We start from the raw sequence: 17,506 nt of genomic DNA, 5'->3' as shown, positions 1-17,506 counted from the left end.
CGCCCTGTCGGCGCCCCCCCCCCCCGGGGGGGGGCGGCCCGGGGCCCCCCCCCCCCCCCGCCCGCCGGCCGCGGCCCTGGGGGGGTTGGTGCCCCCCCCCCCCCCCCCCCCCCCCGACACCCTAAGCGCATTTCTCAGGCGTCTTCGAGGACGATCTGTTCGATCTTCCGCGGAAGCAGCAGTGCAGCGACAGCACACACGGCACCCGCGGCGGCGGCGATCAGGAATGCGACCTTGAACCCGTCCTGCGTGTAGAACGTGTAGCCGCCGGTCATCTCCGGCGGGATCGGAGCGATGTACGAGTTATTCATCACCGTGAACGCGATCACCGGGAGAATCGCGGGGACGACGCTCTGGACCACACCCATGATGCTGGCGGTGGACGCCTGCAACTGCGGCGGGACGGCGGCGATCACGAGATTCGGGATCGCCGCGTAGCCCAGGCCCATGCCGAGGCCGACGAGGCCTGCGAACACGATCAGCGTGCCCTTGGTGTCGTTGGAGTACGCGGTCAGAGCACAACCGAGCGCTGCGATGACGCCACCCACGGCCAGCAGCGCGCGCGGCGCGACATTGCGACCGACGAGCACTCCGACGATGAGACCGCCGACGACGGTGAGCGCACCGATCGGCGCCTGGAACACTGCGAATCCTTCCGCGTCGACGCCGAATCCGTAGCCGAGGCCCATGATCGCGGGCGTCATGGCGAGGGTCGGAAGCAGCAGCGAGTACAGGCCGCTGACGCCGTAAACCATGCCCGCGCCGATCGCGGTGAAGGCGACCGACCGTCGCCCGAGAACATTCAGATCGATCAGCGGGTCGCTGACGAACTTCGCCGAGACGGCCCACGCGACGATGAGTGCACTTCCGCCGATCAGGTACAGGAGCGTCGACGACGCCGACCAACCCCACGTCGGGCCCATGCTCACGCCCACCAGGACGCCCGCGAGACCTGCACCCAGGAGGACTGCTCCGACCAGGTCCATGCGACCGCGCAATCGGACGGGCGACTCCGCCGTCGTCGCCAGGATCATCAGCCCGAGCACGGCGAGGCCGATCAGCATGAACCAGAAGACGCCGCGGAAGCCGAAGTCGTCGATCAGCCAGCCCGCGATGAACGGCGCCGGGATCGCGACGAGCCCCATTCCGCTCGTCGCGATGCTGACCGCGAGGGCGACGGTCTTCGCGGGGAAGACGTCGCGGATCAGCGAGTAGCTCAGGAAAAGGCACGGGACGAGCAGGCCGGCCAGGCCTCGACCCACCAGCATGAGCGCGAAGCTCGGAGCGACCGCCGAGATGAACGTCCCGACGGCGGCGATTGCAACGCACAGGAGCAGCATCAACCGCTTGCCGTGCATGTCGGCCAGTTTGCCGAGGAGCGGAGCGGCCACGGCGCCGACGAGCAGGAACGTCGTCAGGAGCCACGCGCCCTGCGTGGTCTGGTAGTGCGCGCTGATGGCCGGCTGCGCCATCGAGATCATCAGATAGCTGATGGTGAGCATCTCGAGGGTGAGCACGATCGCGCTGAGGGAGAGGATCAGCCGGGGTGTCCAGCGCTGATCGGCGTCGTCGAGACGGTTGCCCGGAGCATCGGCCGTGGGGGCGCCGACGAGGGGAGGCGAGACCATGGTGTGGTCCTTTCGTGGAGGGAAACGACACTCCAGCGCCCACACCGGGGCCTTCGTGTCGGTGACATCACAATCCACGGCAGATGTGCCCCACTACACACAATCCCATCCACCGGGACATCCCTCGACTACGTCCCGCTGACGAACCCCCAGGTCACGGCGATATCCGGCATTCGACGAGGATCACGCCCGGCCTGACGGTTCGTCCTCGCAGCCCAGAACTGCCAGCCAAACCTTCGCAATATGACCGTCGGCGGGCGACGCGAACTACTCGAGACCGCGTTCAACCATCACCGAGCAGCGGAAGAAGGCGCGTAAGAACGCCTACTGCCCCTGAGCGGTAATGGTTGGACGCGGAAAGTCAGGCGTCTTGGATCCGCGCGAACGGGCAGGCCGCTTCGAGTTCGTAGGAGAGTTCGAGGAGCGTGCGCTCGGCACCCATGTCGGCGGAGAAGTGGATGCCGATCGGCAGACCGTCCGGAGTCTGCCCGAGCGGCAGAGAGATGGCTGGCGTTCCGCTGACGTTGTTGGCCGGCGTGAACGACACGTAGCGCGTGAGCTTGTCGAACACCTCGTCGAAGTCGCCCGACGGGGAGAGGACACCGATCTCCGGCGTCACATGAGCGAGCGTCGGCGAGAGGACCACGTCGAAGTCCCTCGTCAGGCCGATGAACGCCTTGGTCCCGCGGTTCAGTCCGCGTATCGCGAACGGGAGGCGGTAGAAGCGGCGGAGGAATCGGTTCGACAGACCACGGGTGAACGGATCGATCAGCGAGTTGTCGAAGCCCTTGCCGACGGTGAACTTGCCGAGCCTGTCGATGCCGAACGCCATCAACGCCCAGTAGTCGGCGAAGTCGTCGACGAACGACCTGTCGACCGGAAGCGGCACCGTGGTGACCGAGTGACCGAGCGACTCCAGCAGCTCGACGGTCTCGTTCAGTGCGGAGTTTGTTGCCGGATCGAGGAGGTGCCCGGTGATCGGCACGTTGACCAGCGCGATCCGGAGGCGCTTGTCACCAGGTCCCTCGACGTGACCGACCGGCGGCAGATTCTTCGCCGGTGACAGTCGTTCGACGTCGGCGAGGAAGGCCGCGCTGTCGCGGACGCTGCGCGTGATGACGCCGTTGCTGACCAGGTCGATCGGCAGGTCTTTGGCCATCTTCGACGGCGCAGTCCGCCCGCGCGTCGGCTTCAGACCGACCAGACCGCACGCCGCGGCGGGGATACGGATGGAGCCGCCGCCGTCGTTGCCGTGTGCGAGCGGCAGAACGCCCGCGGCGACGAGCGCGGCTGCACCGCCGGACGACGCACCCGACGAGAAGTCGGTGTCCCACGGGTTGCGGGTCGGTTCGCGGTCGACGAACTCGGTGGTGGCCGTCAGCCCGTAGGCCGGGGTGGTCGACGCTCCGATCACGTTGAGGCCGGTTCCGACGAACTGGTCGGAGAACTCCTCGTTCTCGGTCGCCTTCACGTCCGGCGTCGCGGCCGAACCGTTCCGCGTGGCGATCCCCGCGAACGCGGTGTTGTTCTTGATCGCCGACGGCACACCCGCGAAGACACCGTCGAACGTGCCCGCGGCCCGCGACCGTGCACGCTCCCGATCGTCGAGGACAAGAGCGTTGATCGCCGGCTCCACCGAGTCCAGTCGGGCGAGGGCCGCGTCGAGCACTTCCGCGGCATTGACTTCGCCGGATGCGATCCGCTGCGCGACGCCCAGCGCGTCGAGGTCGCCGAGCGCGTCGTCGGTGAAGGCATGCACGTGTTTCATGGTTACGCAGCGTACTTCGTTCGACACCCGTGACGCGACGCACATCAGCGGGTAGGAATTGAAGCATGCAGCTGAGATTCACCCCAGAGGAAGAAGCCTTCCGGACCGAGCTCAGGGAGTTCTTCACCACCGAGATCCCCGAGGACATCCGACGGCGCAACGCCGAAGGCAAGACCATCTACCCGGACGACATCGTCACCACGACGCAGATCCTCAACAAGCGCGGCATCGCCGTCCCCGCGTGGCCGGTGGAAGCCGGCGGCCAGGACTGGACGCCGGTGCAGCACCACATCTGGCGCGAGGAGATGGCGCTCAACTTCGTCCCCGACCTCCTGCCGTTCAACGCGGGCATGGTCGGACCGGTGATCGCCCACTTCGGCAACGACGCGCAGAAGGAACGCTTCCTCCCGATCACCCGCAATCTCGACCTCTGGTGGTGCCAGGGATTCTCCGAGCCCGAGGCAGGCAGTGACCTCGCGTCGCTGAAGACGCGGGCCGTCCGCGACGGCGACCACTACGTCGTCAACGGCCAGAAGACGTGGACCACCCTCGGCCAGTTCGCCAAGTGGATCTTCATGCTGGTCCGCACCGATCCCGACGTGAAGAAGCAGGCGGGCATCAGCTTCCTGCTGATCGACCTCGACACCCCGGGCATCGAGATGCGCCCGATCCAGCTGATCGACGGCGGGTACGAGGTCAACGAGGTCTTCTTCAGCGACGTGCGCGTGCCTGTCGAGAATCTCGTGGGTGAAGAGAACCAGGGCTGGACGATCGCCAAGTTCCTGCTCGGCAACGAACGGTCCGGCATCGCCCGTGTCGGTTACACGAAGACGAAGCTCGCTCGAGCCAAGAAGCTCGCGAGCGAGATCACCACGCCGAACGGGACGCTCCTCGACGATCCGGCGATCGCATCACGCCTCGCCGACCTGGAGAATCAGCTCCTGGCGCTCGAGATCACGCAGCTCCGCGTGGTCGCGGGCTCGGCGAACGGCAAGCAGAACCCGGCGTCGTCGCTGCTGAAACTGCGCGGCTCCGAACTGCAGCAGCAGGCGATGGAGCTCCTCGCCGACATCGCCGGTCCGGACTCGCTGCCCGTCGCGGGCGTCGACGCCGCAGGTGCCAACGGCACCGCCGACGTGGCCTCTCCCGAATGGGCCCAGCTCACGGTTCCGACCTACCTCAACTACCGCAAGGTCACGATCTACGGCGGCTCGTCCGAAGTGCAGCGCCAGATCATCGACAAGGCCGTGCTGGGCCTCTAGGCCCGCCAGACTCATTAGGGAGCACAAATGGAATTCGACCTCTCCGAAGAACAGGTGATGTTGCGCGACACCGTCCGCGACGTCCTGACCTCCACCTACGACGTGGAGACCCTCCGATCCGTCACCGACACCGACCTCGGCTGGAGCCGCGACGTGTGGAACTCGCTCGCCGAGATCGGCATCCTCGGTCTCGTCTTCAGCGAAGACGACGGCGGCATGGGCGCAGGCCCGGAGGAACTGTCCGTCGTCATGGGCGAGCTGGGTGCGAGCCTCGCTCCCGAACCTCTGCTCGGATCGGTGATCGTGCCCGGCATGCTCGTCGCCCGCACCGCCGACGACGCCACCCGCGCCGACGTCATCGGCGGCCTCTCGTCGGGCGAACGTCTGCTCGCGTTCGCGCACACCGAACCCGGCGACCGGTGGCCGCACACCGCGGTCACGACGACAGCCGTCGACGGGAAGCTGACCGGGACCAAGACCCTCGTCGACCACGGCGACGTCGCCGACACCTTCGTCGTCTCCGCTCGTGAGCCGGACGGGACGATCGGGCTGTACCTCGTCGACGCGGACGCCGACGGCCTGGCCCGCACCGCGTACCGGACGCACGACCGTCGACGCGGAGCGCAGATCGAGCTGACCGGCGCCGCCGGAACGCGTCTGGGCAGCGGCGACGCGTCCCAGGTGATCTCCGACGTCGAGGTCGCGACACAGTCGGCCCTGTGCGCCGAGGCGGTCGGGGCGATGACACGCGCCCTGCAGCTGACGGTCGAGTATCTGAAGACGCGCAAGCAGTTCGGTGTTCCGCTCGCCACGTTCCAGGCGCTCACTCATCGCGCCGCCGACATGTACGTGTCGAACGAACTCGCGCAGAGCATGAGCACATACTTCACCGCGGCCCTGGCCGACGGCGACTACGACCCGATCATCGCCTCCCGGGCCAAGCTGCAGATCTGCCGCAGCGGACGGCATGTCGGCCAGGAGGCCATCCAGATGCACGGCGGCATCGGCATGACGGCCGAGTACCCGGTCGGGCATTACGTCAGCCGCCTCACCGCGATCTCGCACACTCTCGGCGACGCCGACTCACACCTGGCGCGGCTCTCCGGCTCGGTGTCCGAGTGGGACATGGTGACCGTCGGCTGACTCCACGGCGCGCGGAGGCCGACCGTCGGTCACAGCGACGGTCGGTCGGCGTCCAGCGCGCGGATCACGAACGCCAACTTGACGTCCAGCGCACCTCGGTCCTGCCAGTCATCGGAGGGCTGCAAGACGGCGGCAGCAGTACTCCGAGCTCGTGCACGCTCGAGTCCGCTCACTCCATCCTCGTCGACGGCGCGGTGTGCCTGTACGCCGATGTGGGTGGAGAACACGGTGTCGCCGATGAAATCGAGTGCGAAGGCTGCCTGGCCGCGTGTCCACCCGTGCACGGCCAGGGCCCGCGCATAAGCGGCGAAGACGTCCTCGATGCGCGTGAAGGCAGCCGGGTAGTCGTAAACGGCACGGTCGAGTCCTGGATTCTCCTCGCAGAGCCGCCATCCCTCATCAGCCCACAGGTGCAGGACTCCGCGCCAGTCCGCCCCGTCCTCGGGCACCCGGAAGGTCGCCGCTATCGCGTCGAGGCAGGCGAAAACCAGTTCCTCGCGAGAGCCGAAGACGCGATAGATCGCCGCGGTCACGACACCGAGTCGATTGGCGACAGCGGTCATCGTGAAGCTGTCGACACCCTCGTCCAGCGCGGCCCGCACCACATCCGTCGCAGAGAAGGCCGGCTTGCGTCCGACGGTGCGGCCCAGTCGCGCGGCTTCCATTCCTCGATCGGTCACGCTGCCAGGGTATCGGCCGCGAACGCGCGTCTGCTCGACGTCAGTCCGCTACGCGCCACCCCTGACTGGAACGGAGCCGCTGCCAGAACGACGCGTAGGTGCCGCCCGCAGCCAGCAGTTCGTCGTGATCCCCGACCGCCTCGAGTCGCCCCGACTCGTCGAGCGAGACGATCGTGTCGGCAGACACCACGGTGTCGAGACGGTGGGCGATGACCACCACCGTCGCGGTGCGCCGGAGCTGCTCCACAGCATGAACGACATGTGCTTCGTTCTCGACGTCGAGCGCAGACGTAGCCTCGTCGAGAAGCACGATCGGAGCCTGCTTGAGCAGCGCACGCGCGAGGGAGACTCGCTGACGCTCACCCCCGGAGAGCGCACGTCCGCCTTCTCCGACACCCGTGTCCCAGCCATCGGATAGACGACCGGCGACCTCTGTCACACCCGCAGACTCAGCGGCTTCGAGGATCTCGGCGTCGGACGCCTCCGGACGACCGACCGCGATGTTCGACCAGAGGGTCCCGTCGAAGAGGTAGGCGTCCTGGAAGACCATCGAGAGTTGCGACATCAACTGCTCGGTCGTCTGCTCGGCGACCGACGCTCCACCGACCGCGACGGTCCCCTGATCGGCGTCGTAGAAGCGCGCGATGAGCTTCGCCAGAGTCGTCTTACCGCTCCCCGACGGACCCACGATCGCGACCATCTTCCCGGGCGGAACGGTCAGCGAGATGTTCTGCAGCGCCGGTTCGGCAGAACCTTCGTAGGTGAATCCCACGTTGTCGAGGACGATCGATCCGGGTGCGCCGAGCACTGCGGGCTCGTTCGGCTCGGGTAACGGTCGCGCAGTCAGGACTTCGTCCAACTGATCCAGAAGCGGGCGACGCGACTCCAACGCCATCGCGCTGTCGGTTATCACCGACAGCGTCAAGGTGAATCGCAGCGCGAGACCGATGAACGCGACAGCGGGAATTGGCTCCAACACCCCGTCCACGGCGAGTGATCCAGCGGTCACGATCAGCGCCACCACGATGCCCTGCGTGGCGGCACCACTGAGCAGCAGTCCTCCCGTCTCCATCCAGAGCGCGCTCTTCTTGGCCTTGGACGCAGCCTCCATATCGGCGGCGAGCGGCGCGAAATCCGCGCTGTGACCCGTCGAACGCAACGCGCCCTGGCACTGCGCGAACTCGACGATCCTGTCCGCAAGAGCGATCTCGCTCGGTTCGTGCATCTCCCGTCCACGACGCAGCAGCGCCGTCGACCCGAGCGTGATCCCCACGAACACCGGTGCGGCAACGGTGAGAACGAGTCCGAGGAGCGGATTCCACACCCACGCGGCGATCACGATCACCGCGGCAGCGGTGCCGCGTGAGGCGAGCGGGCCCAACATGTGGGCGAGAATCTCGCCCGCCATCATCAGTTCGGTGGAGACCAGGCGCGACAACGCCCCCGAGATCGGTCGCGCGAACCATCCGAGCGGTTGCTTCGCCACCTGGTCCCCCACCAATCGGTGGATGCTGCGCAGGAAGTCGAGTGCTGCGTCGTACATGCGCCGAGCGGCGAAGTAGTTGACTGCAAAGCTCGCCACGGACAGGACCGCCAGCACTGCGACCCAGCCACCGATTCGCAGACCCCACACGGCATCGTCGGATGCCAGCGACGATATCGCCGGAAGCAGCGCTGCCAGCGCCAGGCCTTCGATCAGGCCTGCGCCCACTGACACCGCGAGCGCGCCTCGCAGTCGCGACGGTTGTGACAGCATGCGGCGCATACGCGCGACGATGTCGGTGAGCGGCAGGGTCATGACTGGAGTCCTTCACTGGTGGGAGCGGCCGTCCACAACCGGGCGTACGCCGGGTGATCGATGAGTTCGTCGTGCGTTCCACTCGCCAGCACCCGGCCCGAATCCAGAAGGACGATCCGGTCGACGCCCGCGATCACCTCGGGGCGATGCGCGATGAGCAGCACGGTCTTCCCTCGAACGAGCGTCGACAGCGCTTGCTGGATCTCATACTGCGACTCCGGATCGGTGAGCGCAGTCGCCTCGTCGAGGATCAGCACGGGTGCATCGACGAGGAGAGCCCGCGCGATGGCGACCCGCTGTGCCTGCCCTCCCGAGAGTCCGGAGTCGGAGCCGTACACGGTGTCGAATCCTTGTGGAAGAGCATCGATCTCGTCGAGTACTTGAGCAGCGCGCGCGGCGGCGCGCACCTCTTCCTCGGTCGCGTCCGGCCGTCCGAGCAGGATGTTGTCCCGAATGCTGACGCCGAGGAGTTGTGGGTCTTGAAGTACAAACCCGACGTGGGAGTACAACGAGCCGACATGCGGGAGGGGTACCCCGCCCAAGCGGATCGTTCCCGACGTCGGGTCGTCGAATCGTGCCAGGAGGGTCGCAAGCGTCGACTTCCCCGACCCGGAAGGTCCGACCAGCGCCGTGATGGTTCCGGGTTCCATGCGGAAGTCCACTGAGTCCACCGCCATCACCGCACTGTCGCCGGCGGTGTAGGAGTACGAGACCGAGTCGAACTCCACCGCGTTGCCCGAAGGGACTTCGATGTCAGACAGGCGCACAGGTGCGAGCACGTCGAGGTGGAGCAGACCGTCCAGACGCAACGCCGCGGCTCCAGCCATCTGACGGGACCATGCGGCGTTCATCAGCGTCTCGATCGCATTGGGAATGAGCAACGCGATCAGCGCCGTCGCGAGAACGTCCGCCGCCGACACCACATCGGCCCGCACCAGGAGAGCACCGCCGCCGACGTTGATGAGGAGCAGCAGGGGGACCGCGAGGAACGAACTCCCGAGTGCCGACAGTCTCACCAGCGGCTTCACCCAGGCGAAGTAGAAGTCGTAGAACTCGTCTGCGGACTGTTGGTACCTGTCGTGCGCTCGCCCGACACGACCGAAGGCCTTGACCACCGAGATGCCGGTGACGAACTCGACCATGCGCGCCGAGACCGACGACAGCCTCTTGTCCATCTCCACCGTCTTCTCACCCATGCCGCGCATCGACGTCGCCGTGGCCAACACGTACAGGGGCAACGTCGCGATCGACAGGAGCCCAAGCCGCCAGTCGACCACAAACGCGTAGATCATCAGCGCGACGGGCATGACCACCGCGACTGTTCCGTCGACCGGTTGGTGAGCGATCAGGTGGTGGACGGTTCCGATGTCGTCTTGCAGACCCTTGCGCACTCGCCCCGAGTTGACCCCGGTGAACCACGACAGCGGGGCCGACGCCAGACGGCGGACCATTCCCTCGCGGGCCAGTCTGCCGAACTCGATGTCGGCCAAGTGGGTCACAAGCAGTGCTACGAAGTAGATCAGCAGGCGGGCGCCGAACGCCGCGAGGAGTATCTGCAGCCAGCGTCGAACACCTGGACCGTCGACGGGGACGCCGTCTGCGGCCGCGGTCAGCAGGAGGTCGCCCGCCTCCACCAGGGCGATGTATGGGACGACTGCGAGTACACCGGACACCACCGCGAGCAGTCGGCCGGCTGCGAGACGTCCCGAGACCGGTTTCAACAGTTCGCGCAACGCTCGTTCACCGTCACGCTGCTGCGCCTTGTGCTCGTCAGCCATATCCATCCTTAATTTAGGTTTGCCATACCTATTACTAAATGCCTTTCACATTAGGATGCATGCCGCGCAGACACAACCCTCGCCGACTCGGCGTCAACCCGACTGACGCCACTGCGTTACCAGTCGTCACAGAAACTGGATTAGGGTGACCTGCGATACCCGATTGGAAGGAAGCCACCATGGCCGCACCCGTCATCGAAGACTCCATCGACGTCAACGCAACCCCCGAGGCCGTCTGGTCCGTGATCAGCGATCTTCCGCGCATGGGCGAGTGGAGCCCGCAGTGCAAGAAGATGATCGTGTTCGGCGGTGAGGTCAAGCAGGGCGCGCGCACTCTCAACGTGAACCGCCGCGGCCCGCTCGTGTGGCCGACCAGCGCGAAGATCGTCACGTTCGACACCAACCGTGAGATCGCCTTCCGCATCTCCGAGAACCACACCGTCTGGTCGTACAAGATCGACGCCACCGAGACCGGCTCGCGCGTCACCGAATCGCGTGTCGCCGAAGGCGGCAAGACCACCGCACTGTCGGCGTTCCTCGTCGACAAGGTGTTCGGCGGCAATGACTCCTTCGAAGACGAACTCCGCGAAGGCATCCGCGAGACGCTCGGCAAGATCAAGCGCGCCGCAGAAAGCGCCTGAGCTCCGACCTGGGCCGTGGTGCGGAACGGTTCCGCACCACGGCCTAGAATCGGGGGCGATGAATCCGCTCCCGGTCAGCAGTTCCGCCGGAGCCCGACCGAGGAGGAACCTGAAGGTGGCACGACGCCCCAAGGGTCCCGACGCACGCACCGGCGTCGGACACCTGATCGACCTGTTCAATCAGACAGTCCCGCCGATCCACCCGCGCGGCATCCCGTTCGTCGCGGCGCCCGCCGCGGTCGCAGTCCTGGGCCGCAGCAAGCCGTGGATCTCGCGCCCTGCGATGGCGCTCGCAGGCGCGTCCGCGCTGTTCTTCCGCCATCCGTCCCGCGTCCCTCCGACGGGCGCGGGGCTGGTGGTGGCGCCGGCTGACGGCACCATCGCGATCGTCGACGAGATGATCCCTCATCCCGAACTCGGTCTCGGCGATCAGCCGCTGCCGCGCATCTGCACGTTCCTGTCGGTGTTCGACGTCCACGTGCAGCGCGTCCCGATCGCCGGGCGAGTCCTGTCGGTGGTCCACAAGCCCGGCGAGTTCCTGTCGGCCGATCTGCCCGAGGCCAGCACGGCGAACGAACGCACATCGATGACGATCGCGACCCCCGAAGGACCGCAGGTCGGTGTTGTGCAGATCGCCGGTCTGATCGCCCGCCGCATCGTCAACGACGCCGAGGTCGGACACGATCTGGTCCTCGGCGACACGTACGGCCTGATCCGATTCGGTTCACGCGTCGACGTCTTCCTGCCCGCCGGAACCGTGCCGAAGGTGTCGGTCGGCCAGCGCGCCATCGGTGCCGAGACAGTCTTCGCGGACCTGAGCTGATGGCCGACGGACCGACCCGCCCGCGGCTGGGCCGGCGCCGTCGTGACGGCGCGCCGCGTCGTCGTGCCCGCGTCGCCGGCCAGATGCGGCGACGCAGCGACCGCGAGCGGCGCCATTCGTTGCGGGACGGCCGGATGTTCCTGCCGTCCGCACTCACGATTCTCGCCGTCTGCGCAGGTCTGAGCGCTGTTCGTTTCGCCGACGAAGGCAAGATCGATCTCGCGCTCGGACTACTGGTGATCGCCGCCGTGCTCGACGGCCTCGACGGCCGCGTCGCTCGCATGATGGACGCGACCACCAAGATCGGCGCCGAGATCGATTCGCTCGCGGACGCCATCAACTTCGGTGTGGCACCCGCCTTGATCGTCTACTCGGCGGTGCTGCGCGACTCCGACTCCATGGGCAAGGACGTCGGCTGGATCCTTGTCCTCATCTACTGCGCAGCGATCGTCCTCCGGCTGGCCAGGTTCAACACCCTGCTCGACGACGACGACGCCCCGGCGTACACGAAGGAATTCTTCGTCGGCGTGCCCGCTCCCGCGGCCGCCGTGATGGCGTTGCTCCCGGTCGGCATGATGCAGCACTTCGGAACCGGCTGGTGGACGTCGACCGCCGCTGTCGGATCGTGGATGGTGTTCGTCGCACTGCTCGCGGTGAGCCGCGTCCCGACGTTGTCGTTCAAGACGGCCCGGGTGCGCCCGAGTGCGCTCGCCGGGTTGCTGATCGTGGTCGCTGCGGCCGCCGCACTGCTGATGACGTTCCCGTATCTGCTGATGGTGATCGGCGTTCTCGCGTACCTCGCACACATGCCGTTCGCGTGGCGGATGCAGCGGTTGGTCGCGGCCCGGCCCGAGCACTGGGAGGTCCCCGCGCGTGACCGTCGCCTCCAGCGGCGAGACGAGCGTCGTGCCGCCGGCGGCAACGGCGTCCGCCGACGTCGAGTGGCCCCGCGCACGTCTGCACGCCTGGGTCTGCGGCGTCCGACGCCGCAGACCGAACGCCACGCCGACGACATCGTCGAGGACTGAGACGTGACGGAACCGTCGTTGGCACTCACCGCACGTCTGAACACCTCGGCCGCCGACTCGCGGCGTGGACTCGTTCGCGTTCACCCCGAGGTGCTGGCCGCACTGTCGCTGAGGGAGTGGGACGCGATCAGCCTCACCGGTGCGCGGACCGTGACCTCGGTGGTGGCCAGGGCGTCCGACGACGTGCCACCCGGGACCCTCCTGCTTGACGACATCACGTTCTCCAATCTCGGCGTCCGCGAGAACACCCAGGTGATCGTCGGCCCGGTGACCGTGTACGGCGCGTCGAAGGTCACGGTGAGCGGATCGTCGGCAGCGGTCTCCGCCGTGTCCGACGCGGCGCTGCGCCGCGCGCTGCTCGGCAAGATCGTGTCGGTCGGCGACGCCGTCTCTTTGCTTCCCCGCGACCTCGGTCCCGACCTCGCAGCGAGTGAAGCCACTCAGTCGATGGCCCGCACTCTCGGCATCACCTGGACGAACGAACTGTTGACCGTCACCGCGACCGAGCCTGCCGGCCCCGTCAGCGTGCAGACCAACACGGCGGTCGTATGGGCCTCCTCCCCGCCCATCGAGCACAGTCGAAACGCCTCCCCGCCCGTCGAGCGCAGTCGAGACGCCTCCTCGCCCGTCGAGCGCAGTCGAGACGCCTTGCCGCCGCGCCCGGTCGCGGAATTGGTCGGCGTCGACTCGCAGACCGCTCGGTTGACGGAGTGGCTGTCGGTGACCCTCGACTCCCCCGACATCCTGGCGGCACTCGGCGCGCAGCCTCGTCTCGGCGTGCTGGTGACCGGCCCGTCAGGTGTCGGCAAGGCGACCGTTGTGCGGTCGGTGTGCGCCGATCGGCCGTTCGTCGAGATCGACGGGCCCACCACGGGCGCGCTCGTCGCCGAGAGCCGCCGTGCCGCGGTGTCCGCGGCCGTCACGCGCCTGCGCGCGCAGGGCCCTGGCGTTCTGCTGATCACCGACGTCGACGCGCTGCTTCCGGTCGATGCCGATCCGGTGTCCACGCTGATCCTCGACGACCTCAGATCTGCGATCGGAAGCGGGACCGTCGCACTGGTCGCGACGAGCGCCGATGCGACGAAGGCCGATCCGCGTCTGCGCGAACCCGACCTGTGCGACCGGTCGTTGACCATCGGACTCCCCGATGCTCCGCTGCGCGCAAAACTGCTGGCCGCGATCCTGCGAAGCGTGCCAGTCGACGGTGAACTCGACTTCGACGACGTCGCCGCACACACTCCGGGCTTCGTCGCCGCAGACCTCGCCGCCGTGGTTCGCGACGCCGCATTGCGCGCTGCGGCTCGGGCGGCCGAGACCTCCGAAGAGCCCGCATTGCGGACGTCCGATCTGACCGAGGCGTTGGCCGTCGTCCGTCCGGCGTCCCGGCTGGAGTCGCCCGATGTGGCTCTCGGTTCGATCACGCTCGACGACGTCGGAGACATGGTCGAGACTCGCCAGGCTCTCACCGAGGCGGTGTTGTGGCCGCTGCAGCACCCGGACACGTTCACCCGATTGGGCGTCGACCCGCCGCGCGGCGTCCTGCTGTACGGCCCTCCCGGCTGCGGCAAGACGTTCGTCGTTCGGGCACTGGCCGCGTCGGGACGCCTCTCGGTGCACACCGTCAAGGGTGCGGAACTGCTCGACAAGTGGGTGGGCGCGTCCGAACGTGCCGTACGCGACCTGTTCACCAGGGCACGAGAGTCGGCGCCGTCGTTGATCTTCCTCGACGAGGTCGATGCACTCGCACCGCGTCGTGGTGGTTCCACCGACTCCGGAGTCGCCGATCGCGTGGTCGCGGCGCTGCTGACCGAGTTGGACGGCGTCGAACCGCTGTCGGACGTCGTGGTGCTCGGCGCGACGAACCGGCCCGACCTCATCGATCCGGCGCTGTTGCGTCCCGGCCGCCTCGAGCGACTCGTATTCGTCCCGCCACCGGATGCCGCCGCCCGCGCGGACATCCTGCGCGCGTCGTCGCGCAACGTCCCGCTCGCGGAGATCGACCTCGACGCACTGGCCGCCGACTTGGACGGGTACTCCGCGGCCGACTGCTCCGCGCTGCTGCGTGAGGCGGCACTCGCTGCGATGCGTCGTGACATCGAGGCCGCGACGGTCACCTCCGCCGATCTCGACGTCGCACGAGCGGCGGTCCGGCCGTCCCTCGATCCCGACCAGGTGGCCGAACTCGAGGCGTACGCCGAGCGTCGTCGCAGCTAGCCTCTTGCTTCCAGGGCACTGGCACGGGATCTCCAGCTTCCTGCCAGGTTGTGCGGGTTCTCTCGTAGTCGACAGCGGCAGTCGTGCCGCACGACACGAAGGAATCACGATGAGCGACGCCCAGGACCAGACTCCCGACAGCCCGGCCGCCGAACCCGACGCCGCGGCCGCGCCGACCCAGCCCATCGGGCAACCCGAACCGGCAGCTCCCGCAGTGCCGCCCGCCCCGTCGAAGCAGCCGGTTGTGGTCCCGGTCCAGCGACGGTTTCTGATCGCGGGCTCCGTGGTCGGAGCCCTCGCAGTCGTCGGACTGTCGTTCGGCGCGGGTTTCCTCGTCGGCGACCACTCCGGGGACAAGTCCGAGCGTCGTCACGATCGGATCGAGGTGATGCGGTTCGGGGATCAATCGGATCAGCAGGGCCAGTTCCCCGGCCTCCAACAGTTCCCGGGCCAGGGCGAGGTCCCGAACTTCCGGATGCGTCCGCAGGAGGGCGCACCCGATCAGACCGACACTCCCGCGACCCCCTCCACCCCCACCCCGTCCGCCTAGCGCGGCCTTCGCCGACAGACGCTGCTTTCGTCGACGTAGATCGACGCTTCATCGACAAACGCGGCCTTCCTGAAGGCCGCGTTTGTCAGTGAGGGTCGCGAGAGCGTTTCCATTCCTGTTCGGCGTTGGTCCTAGGTTCTGTTCAAAGATGCTGGGACAGCGGGGCGGCCGGTTGAGCGCGCCTTGTCCCGCCGGCATCTGGTCAAAGCATCTTTTCAGTCGATCCCGAAGGATCGAAGTCCCGACCGCCGGCAAGGAACCGCTCGCCGCGACCCCCACTGACAAACGCGGCCTTCACAAGGGCCGCGTTTGCTGACGAAGCGTCGATCTACGTCAGCGAATGCAGCGTTCGTCTCCGAGAGTCGCGAGGAGGCACCGAGCGACGAGCCTGTGGACAACGTGGGTGCATTTTTCGTGTTCACGTAGTTCACTACAGGCATGTGGCCGGTGAACAGGTACGGGATCGTCAGTCGGGCGTCGGCGTTGGACGCCGGGATACCGGAACGCCGGATCACCGAGGCAGTCAGATCGGGTGAGCTGCAGGTCGTCGGACGCGGGCAGTATCTACCGGGCGTAGTGCTCTCCGAGAGTGCACAGCCGACCGCACTCCTGTACCGGAAACGATGCATCGCCGCCGCGACTGGACCGGGACGTCTGGTGCTCAGCCACGATTCCGCGGCCGCCGTCCACGGACTTGAGCTCCTCTATCCCGACACCGTCCACGTGCATCTGACGAACGGACTCTCGGGCGGCGGATACACGCGAGCGCGGAGAATCGTGCATCCGGGGATCCTCTCCGACGACGAGGTCGTGGAGATCGACGGCGTGCTGGTCACCAGCCTCGAGCGGACAGTCGTCGACGTCGCGCTCGCGTCATCCCGCTTCGCTCAGTCCCTGACAGTCCTCGACGGAGGGCTCGCCCACGGGCTCACCGACGACAGCTTGCAGCGCGCCTTCTCCACTCCACGCAGGGGCGTGTCCCTGGCCCGGCGTGCATTGCGCTTCGCAGACGGACGGTCCGAATCGCCAGGCGAATCGTGGAGCCGTGCACAGATGATCGAGGACGATCTCCGTCTCCCCGATCTCCAAGTCGAATATCAGCTCCGATCAGGCCGGACCGCCCGCTGCGACTTCGGCGTACGCGACGTCTTCGTCGCCGAGTTCGACGGCCTCGTCAAATACCGCCGAGACATGCGCGACGGCGAGGATCCGGAAGACGTCGTGATCCGCGAGAAGATCCGCGAAGACGAACTCCGCGACCTCGGACTCGACGTCGCACGGTGGATCTGGTCCGACCTCACCGCACACCGCGTCACATCCATCGTCCGAGCTCACTACTCCCGCCTCGGCATCGACATCTAACGCGGCGTTCGACGACGAACGCTGCCCTCGTCGACACAGATCGACGCTTCGTCGACAAACGCGGCCTTCCTGAAGGCCGCGTTTGTCGGTGAGGGTCGCGAGAGCGCCTCCGCCGTGAGGTGCGCGGTGGCGGGCTTCGGTTCAAAGATGCTGGGGACAGCGGAGGTTGCCGGTCGAGCGCTCCTTGTCCGGCTGGCATCTGGTCAAAGCATCTTTTGACTGATCCCGAAGGGATCAAACGCCTGGAACAAACCGCCGAACCGCTCGCCGCGACCCCCACTGACAGACGCGGCCTTCACAAGGGCCGCGTTTGTCGACGAAGCGTCGATCTGTGTCGACGAAGGCAGCGTTCGCAAGCGAAGGCCGCGGAGAGTTACTTCGTCTTGGCCACTTGGTAGAAGACCGTCGACGGGCCGGATGAGGCGTCTGCGGAGATGCCGACATTCACCCAGAGGGTGCCGCCGTCGACAGCGCGAGAGAGCGTGACCGTCTGGTTCGCGGCGTCACCTGTCCTGCTCGATTCGACAAAACCGTCGTCGGTGAGCTTCTTGGTGGCGTTCACGAGCGCGTTGCCGTCGGCGGCGCCCGCCTGGACCGTGACGCGCCAGGTCCCGTCCTTACCGGTCGCGTCCAGAAGTGCGCCGTCGACGAGGGGGACGTCGCCCGACGGGAAGTCGGCCGGAAGCTCGACACCGGCGCGGTCCGACGTGGTGTCATCGCTCCCGCAAGCGGTCAGAACTGCGACGCCTGCGACAACGGCGAGAAGCGCGGCACATACTCGGAACAAGACGGTCATGGTCGAAACGGTAGAGTAGGGCGCAGCAGAACCAG

General features: G+C 67.2%; 14 protein-coding genes. 8 read left to right on the top strand and 6 right to left on the bottom strand.

All coding sequences use genetic code 11. The features are described 5' to 3' along the window. Window positions 1-134: 134 nt before the first annotated feature. Both WFK36_RS20020 and WFK36_RS20015 read right to left on the bottom strand, forming a co-directional pair. Window positions 135-1,628: an MFS transporter gene (locus WFK36_RS20020; RefSeq protein WP_336793776.1), complete on the bottom strand. Its 1,494-nt coding sequence runs from the start codon at window positions 1,626-1,628 to the stop codon at window positions 135-137. A gap of 361 nt (window positions 1,629-1,989) precedes the next feature. After that, window positions 1,990-3,396: an amidase gene (locus WFK36_RS20015; RefSeq protein WP_336793774.1), complete on the bottom strand. Its 1,407-nt coding sequence runs from the start codon at window positions 3,394-3,396 to the stop codon at window positions 1,990-1,992. A 65-nt stretch (window positions 3,397-3,461) separates the two neighbouring features. Here WFK36_RS20015 and WFK36_RS20010 point away from each other — a divergent pair, with 65 nt between their 5' ends. Together WFK36_RS20010 and WFK36_RS20005 are read left to right on the top strand one after the other, a co-directional pair. Then, window positions 3,462-4,658: an acyl-CoA dehydrogenase family protein gene (locus tag WFK36_RS20010; RefSeq protein WP_008379597.1), complete on the top strand. Its 1,197-nt coding sequence runs from the start codon at window positions 3,462-3,464 to the stop codon at window positions 4,656-4,658. 27 nt (window positions 4,659-4,685) lie between these two features. Next, entirely contained in the window at window positions 4,686-5,801 is a 1,116-nt protein-coding gene (locus WFK36_RS20005; protein ID WP_336793771.1) for an acyl-CoA dehydrogenase family protein, read from the top strand. Window positions 5,802-5,830: 29 nt separating this feature from the next. Here WFK36_RS20005 and WFK36_RS20000 read toward each other — a convergent pair whose 3' ends face one another. Genes WFK36_RS20000 through WFK36_RS19990 form a run of 3 tightly spaced genes read right to left on the bottom strand, consistent with a single transcriptional unit; the run spans window position 5,831 to window position 10,057 of the window. Next, window positions 5,831-6,481, bottom strand: coding sequence for a TetR/AcrR family transcriptional regulator (locus WFK36_RS20000; protein WP_336793769.1), 651 nt, complete (start codon window positions 6,479-6,481; stop codon window positions 5,831-5,833). 40 nt (window positions 6,482-6,521) lie between these two features. After that, entirely contained in the window at window positions 6,522-8,279 is a 1,758-nt protein-coding gene (locus WFK36_RS19995) for an ABC transporter ATP-binding protein (RefSeq protein WP_336793767.1), read from the bottom strand. Next, a complete protein-coding gene (locus WFK36_RS19990) occupies window positions 8,276-10,057 on the bottom strand; it encodes an ABC transporter ATP-binding protein (RefSeq protein WP_336793765.1) in 1,782 nt (593 codons plus the stop codon). The genes WFK36_RS19995 and WFK36_RS19990 overlap by 4 nt, the downstream gene beginning before the upstream one ends. A gap of 179 nt (window positions 10,058-10,236) precedes the next feature. Here WFK36_RS19990 and WFK36_RS19985 point away from each other — a divergent pair, with 179 nt between their 5' ends. The 6 genes from WFK36_RS19985 to WFK36_RS19960 all read left to right on the top strand — a co-directional run bounded on the left by WFK36_RS19985 (window position 10,237) and on the right by WFK36_RS19960 (window position 16,675). Continuing rightward, window positions 10,237-10,698 carry an SRPBCC family protein gene (locus tag WFK36_RS19985; protein WP_336793763.1) on the top strand — a complete coding sequence of 154 codons (462 nt, stop codon included), beginning with the start codon at window positions 10,237-10,239 and terminating at the stop codon, window positions 10,696-10,698. 115 nt (window positions 10,699-10,813) lie between these two features. Continuing rightward, window positions 10,814-11,521 (top strand): phosphatidylserine decarboxylase, encoded by a 708-nt coding sequence (locus tag WFK36_RS19980; protein WP_336793761.1) that lies wholly within the window; start codon window positions 10,814-10,816, stop codon window positions 11,519-11,521. Beyond that, complete coding sequence (locus WFK36_RS19975) at window positions 11,521-12,549, top strand: CDP-alcohol phosphatidyltransferase family protein (protein WP_419717517.1); 1,029 nt, start codon at window positions 11,521-11,523, stop codon at window positions 12,547-12,549. Before WFK36_RS19980 ends, WFK36_RS19975 begins: the two co-directional genes overlap by 1 nt. Window positions 12,550-12,552: 3 nt before the next feature. Further along, window positions 12,553-14,763, top strand: a complete 2,211-nt coding sequence (locus WFK36_RS19970) for an AAA family ATPase (RefSeq protein ID WP_336793759.1) — start codon at window positions 12,553-12,555, stop codon at window positions 14,761-14,763. A gap of 109 nt (window positions 14,764-14,872) precedes the next feature. Then, window positions 14,873-15,313: a hypothetical protein gene (locus tag WFK36_RS19965; RefSeq protein ID WP_336793758.1), complete on the top strand. Its 441-nt coding sequence runs from the start codon at window positions 14,873-14,875 to the stop codon at window positions 15,311-15,313. Between the two features lie 438 nt (window positions 15,314-15,751). Then, window positions 15,752-16,675: a type IV toxin-antitoxin system AbiEi family antitoxin domain-containing protein gene (locus tag WFK36_RS19960; protein ID WP_336793757.1), complete on the top strand. Its 924-nt coding sequence runs from the start codon at window positions 15,752-15,754 to the stop codon at window positions 16,673-16,675. Between the two features lie 373 nt (window positions 16,676-17,048). On the opposite strand, the gene WFK36_RS19955 is transcribed toward WFK36_RS19960, so the two are convergent. Next, window positions 17,049-17,471, bottom strand: coding sequence for a hypothetical protein (locus tag WFK36_RS19955; protein WP_336793755.1), 423 nt, complete (start codon window positions 17,469-17,471; stop codon window positions 17,049-17,051). Window positions 17,472-17,506: the final 35 nt, after the last annotated feature.

The organism is Gordonia malaquae (assembly GCF_037148075.1).
In the GTDB taxonomy this organism is placed as follows: Bacteria; Actinomycetota; Actinomycetes; order Mycobacteriales; family Mycobacteriaceae; genus Gordonia; species Gordonia malaquae.
The sequence above is the reverse complement of the archived record's forward strand: the minus strand, read 5'-3'. Positions and strand labels throughout refer to the sequence as shown.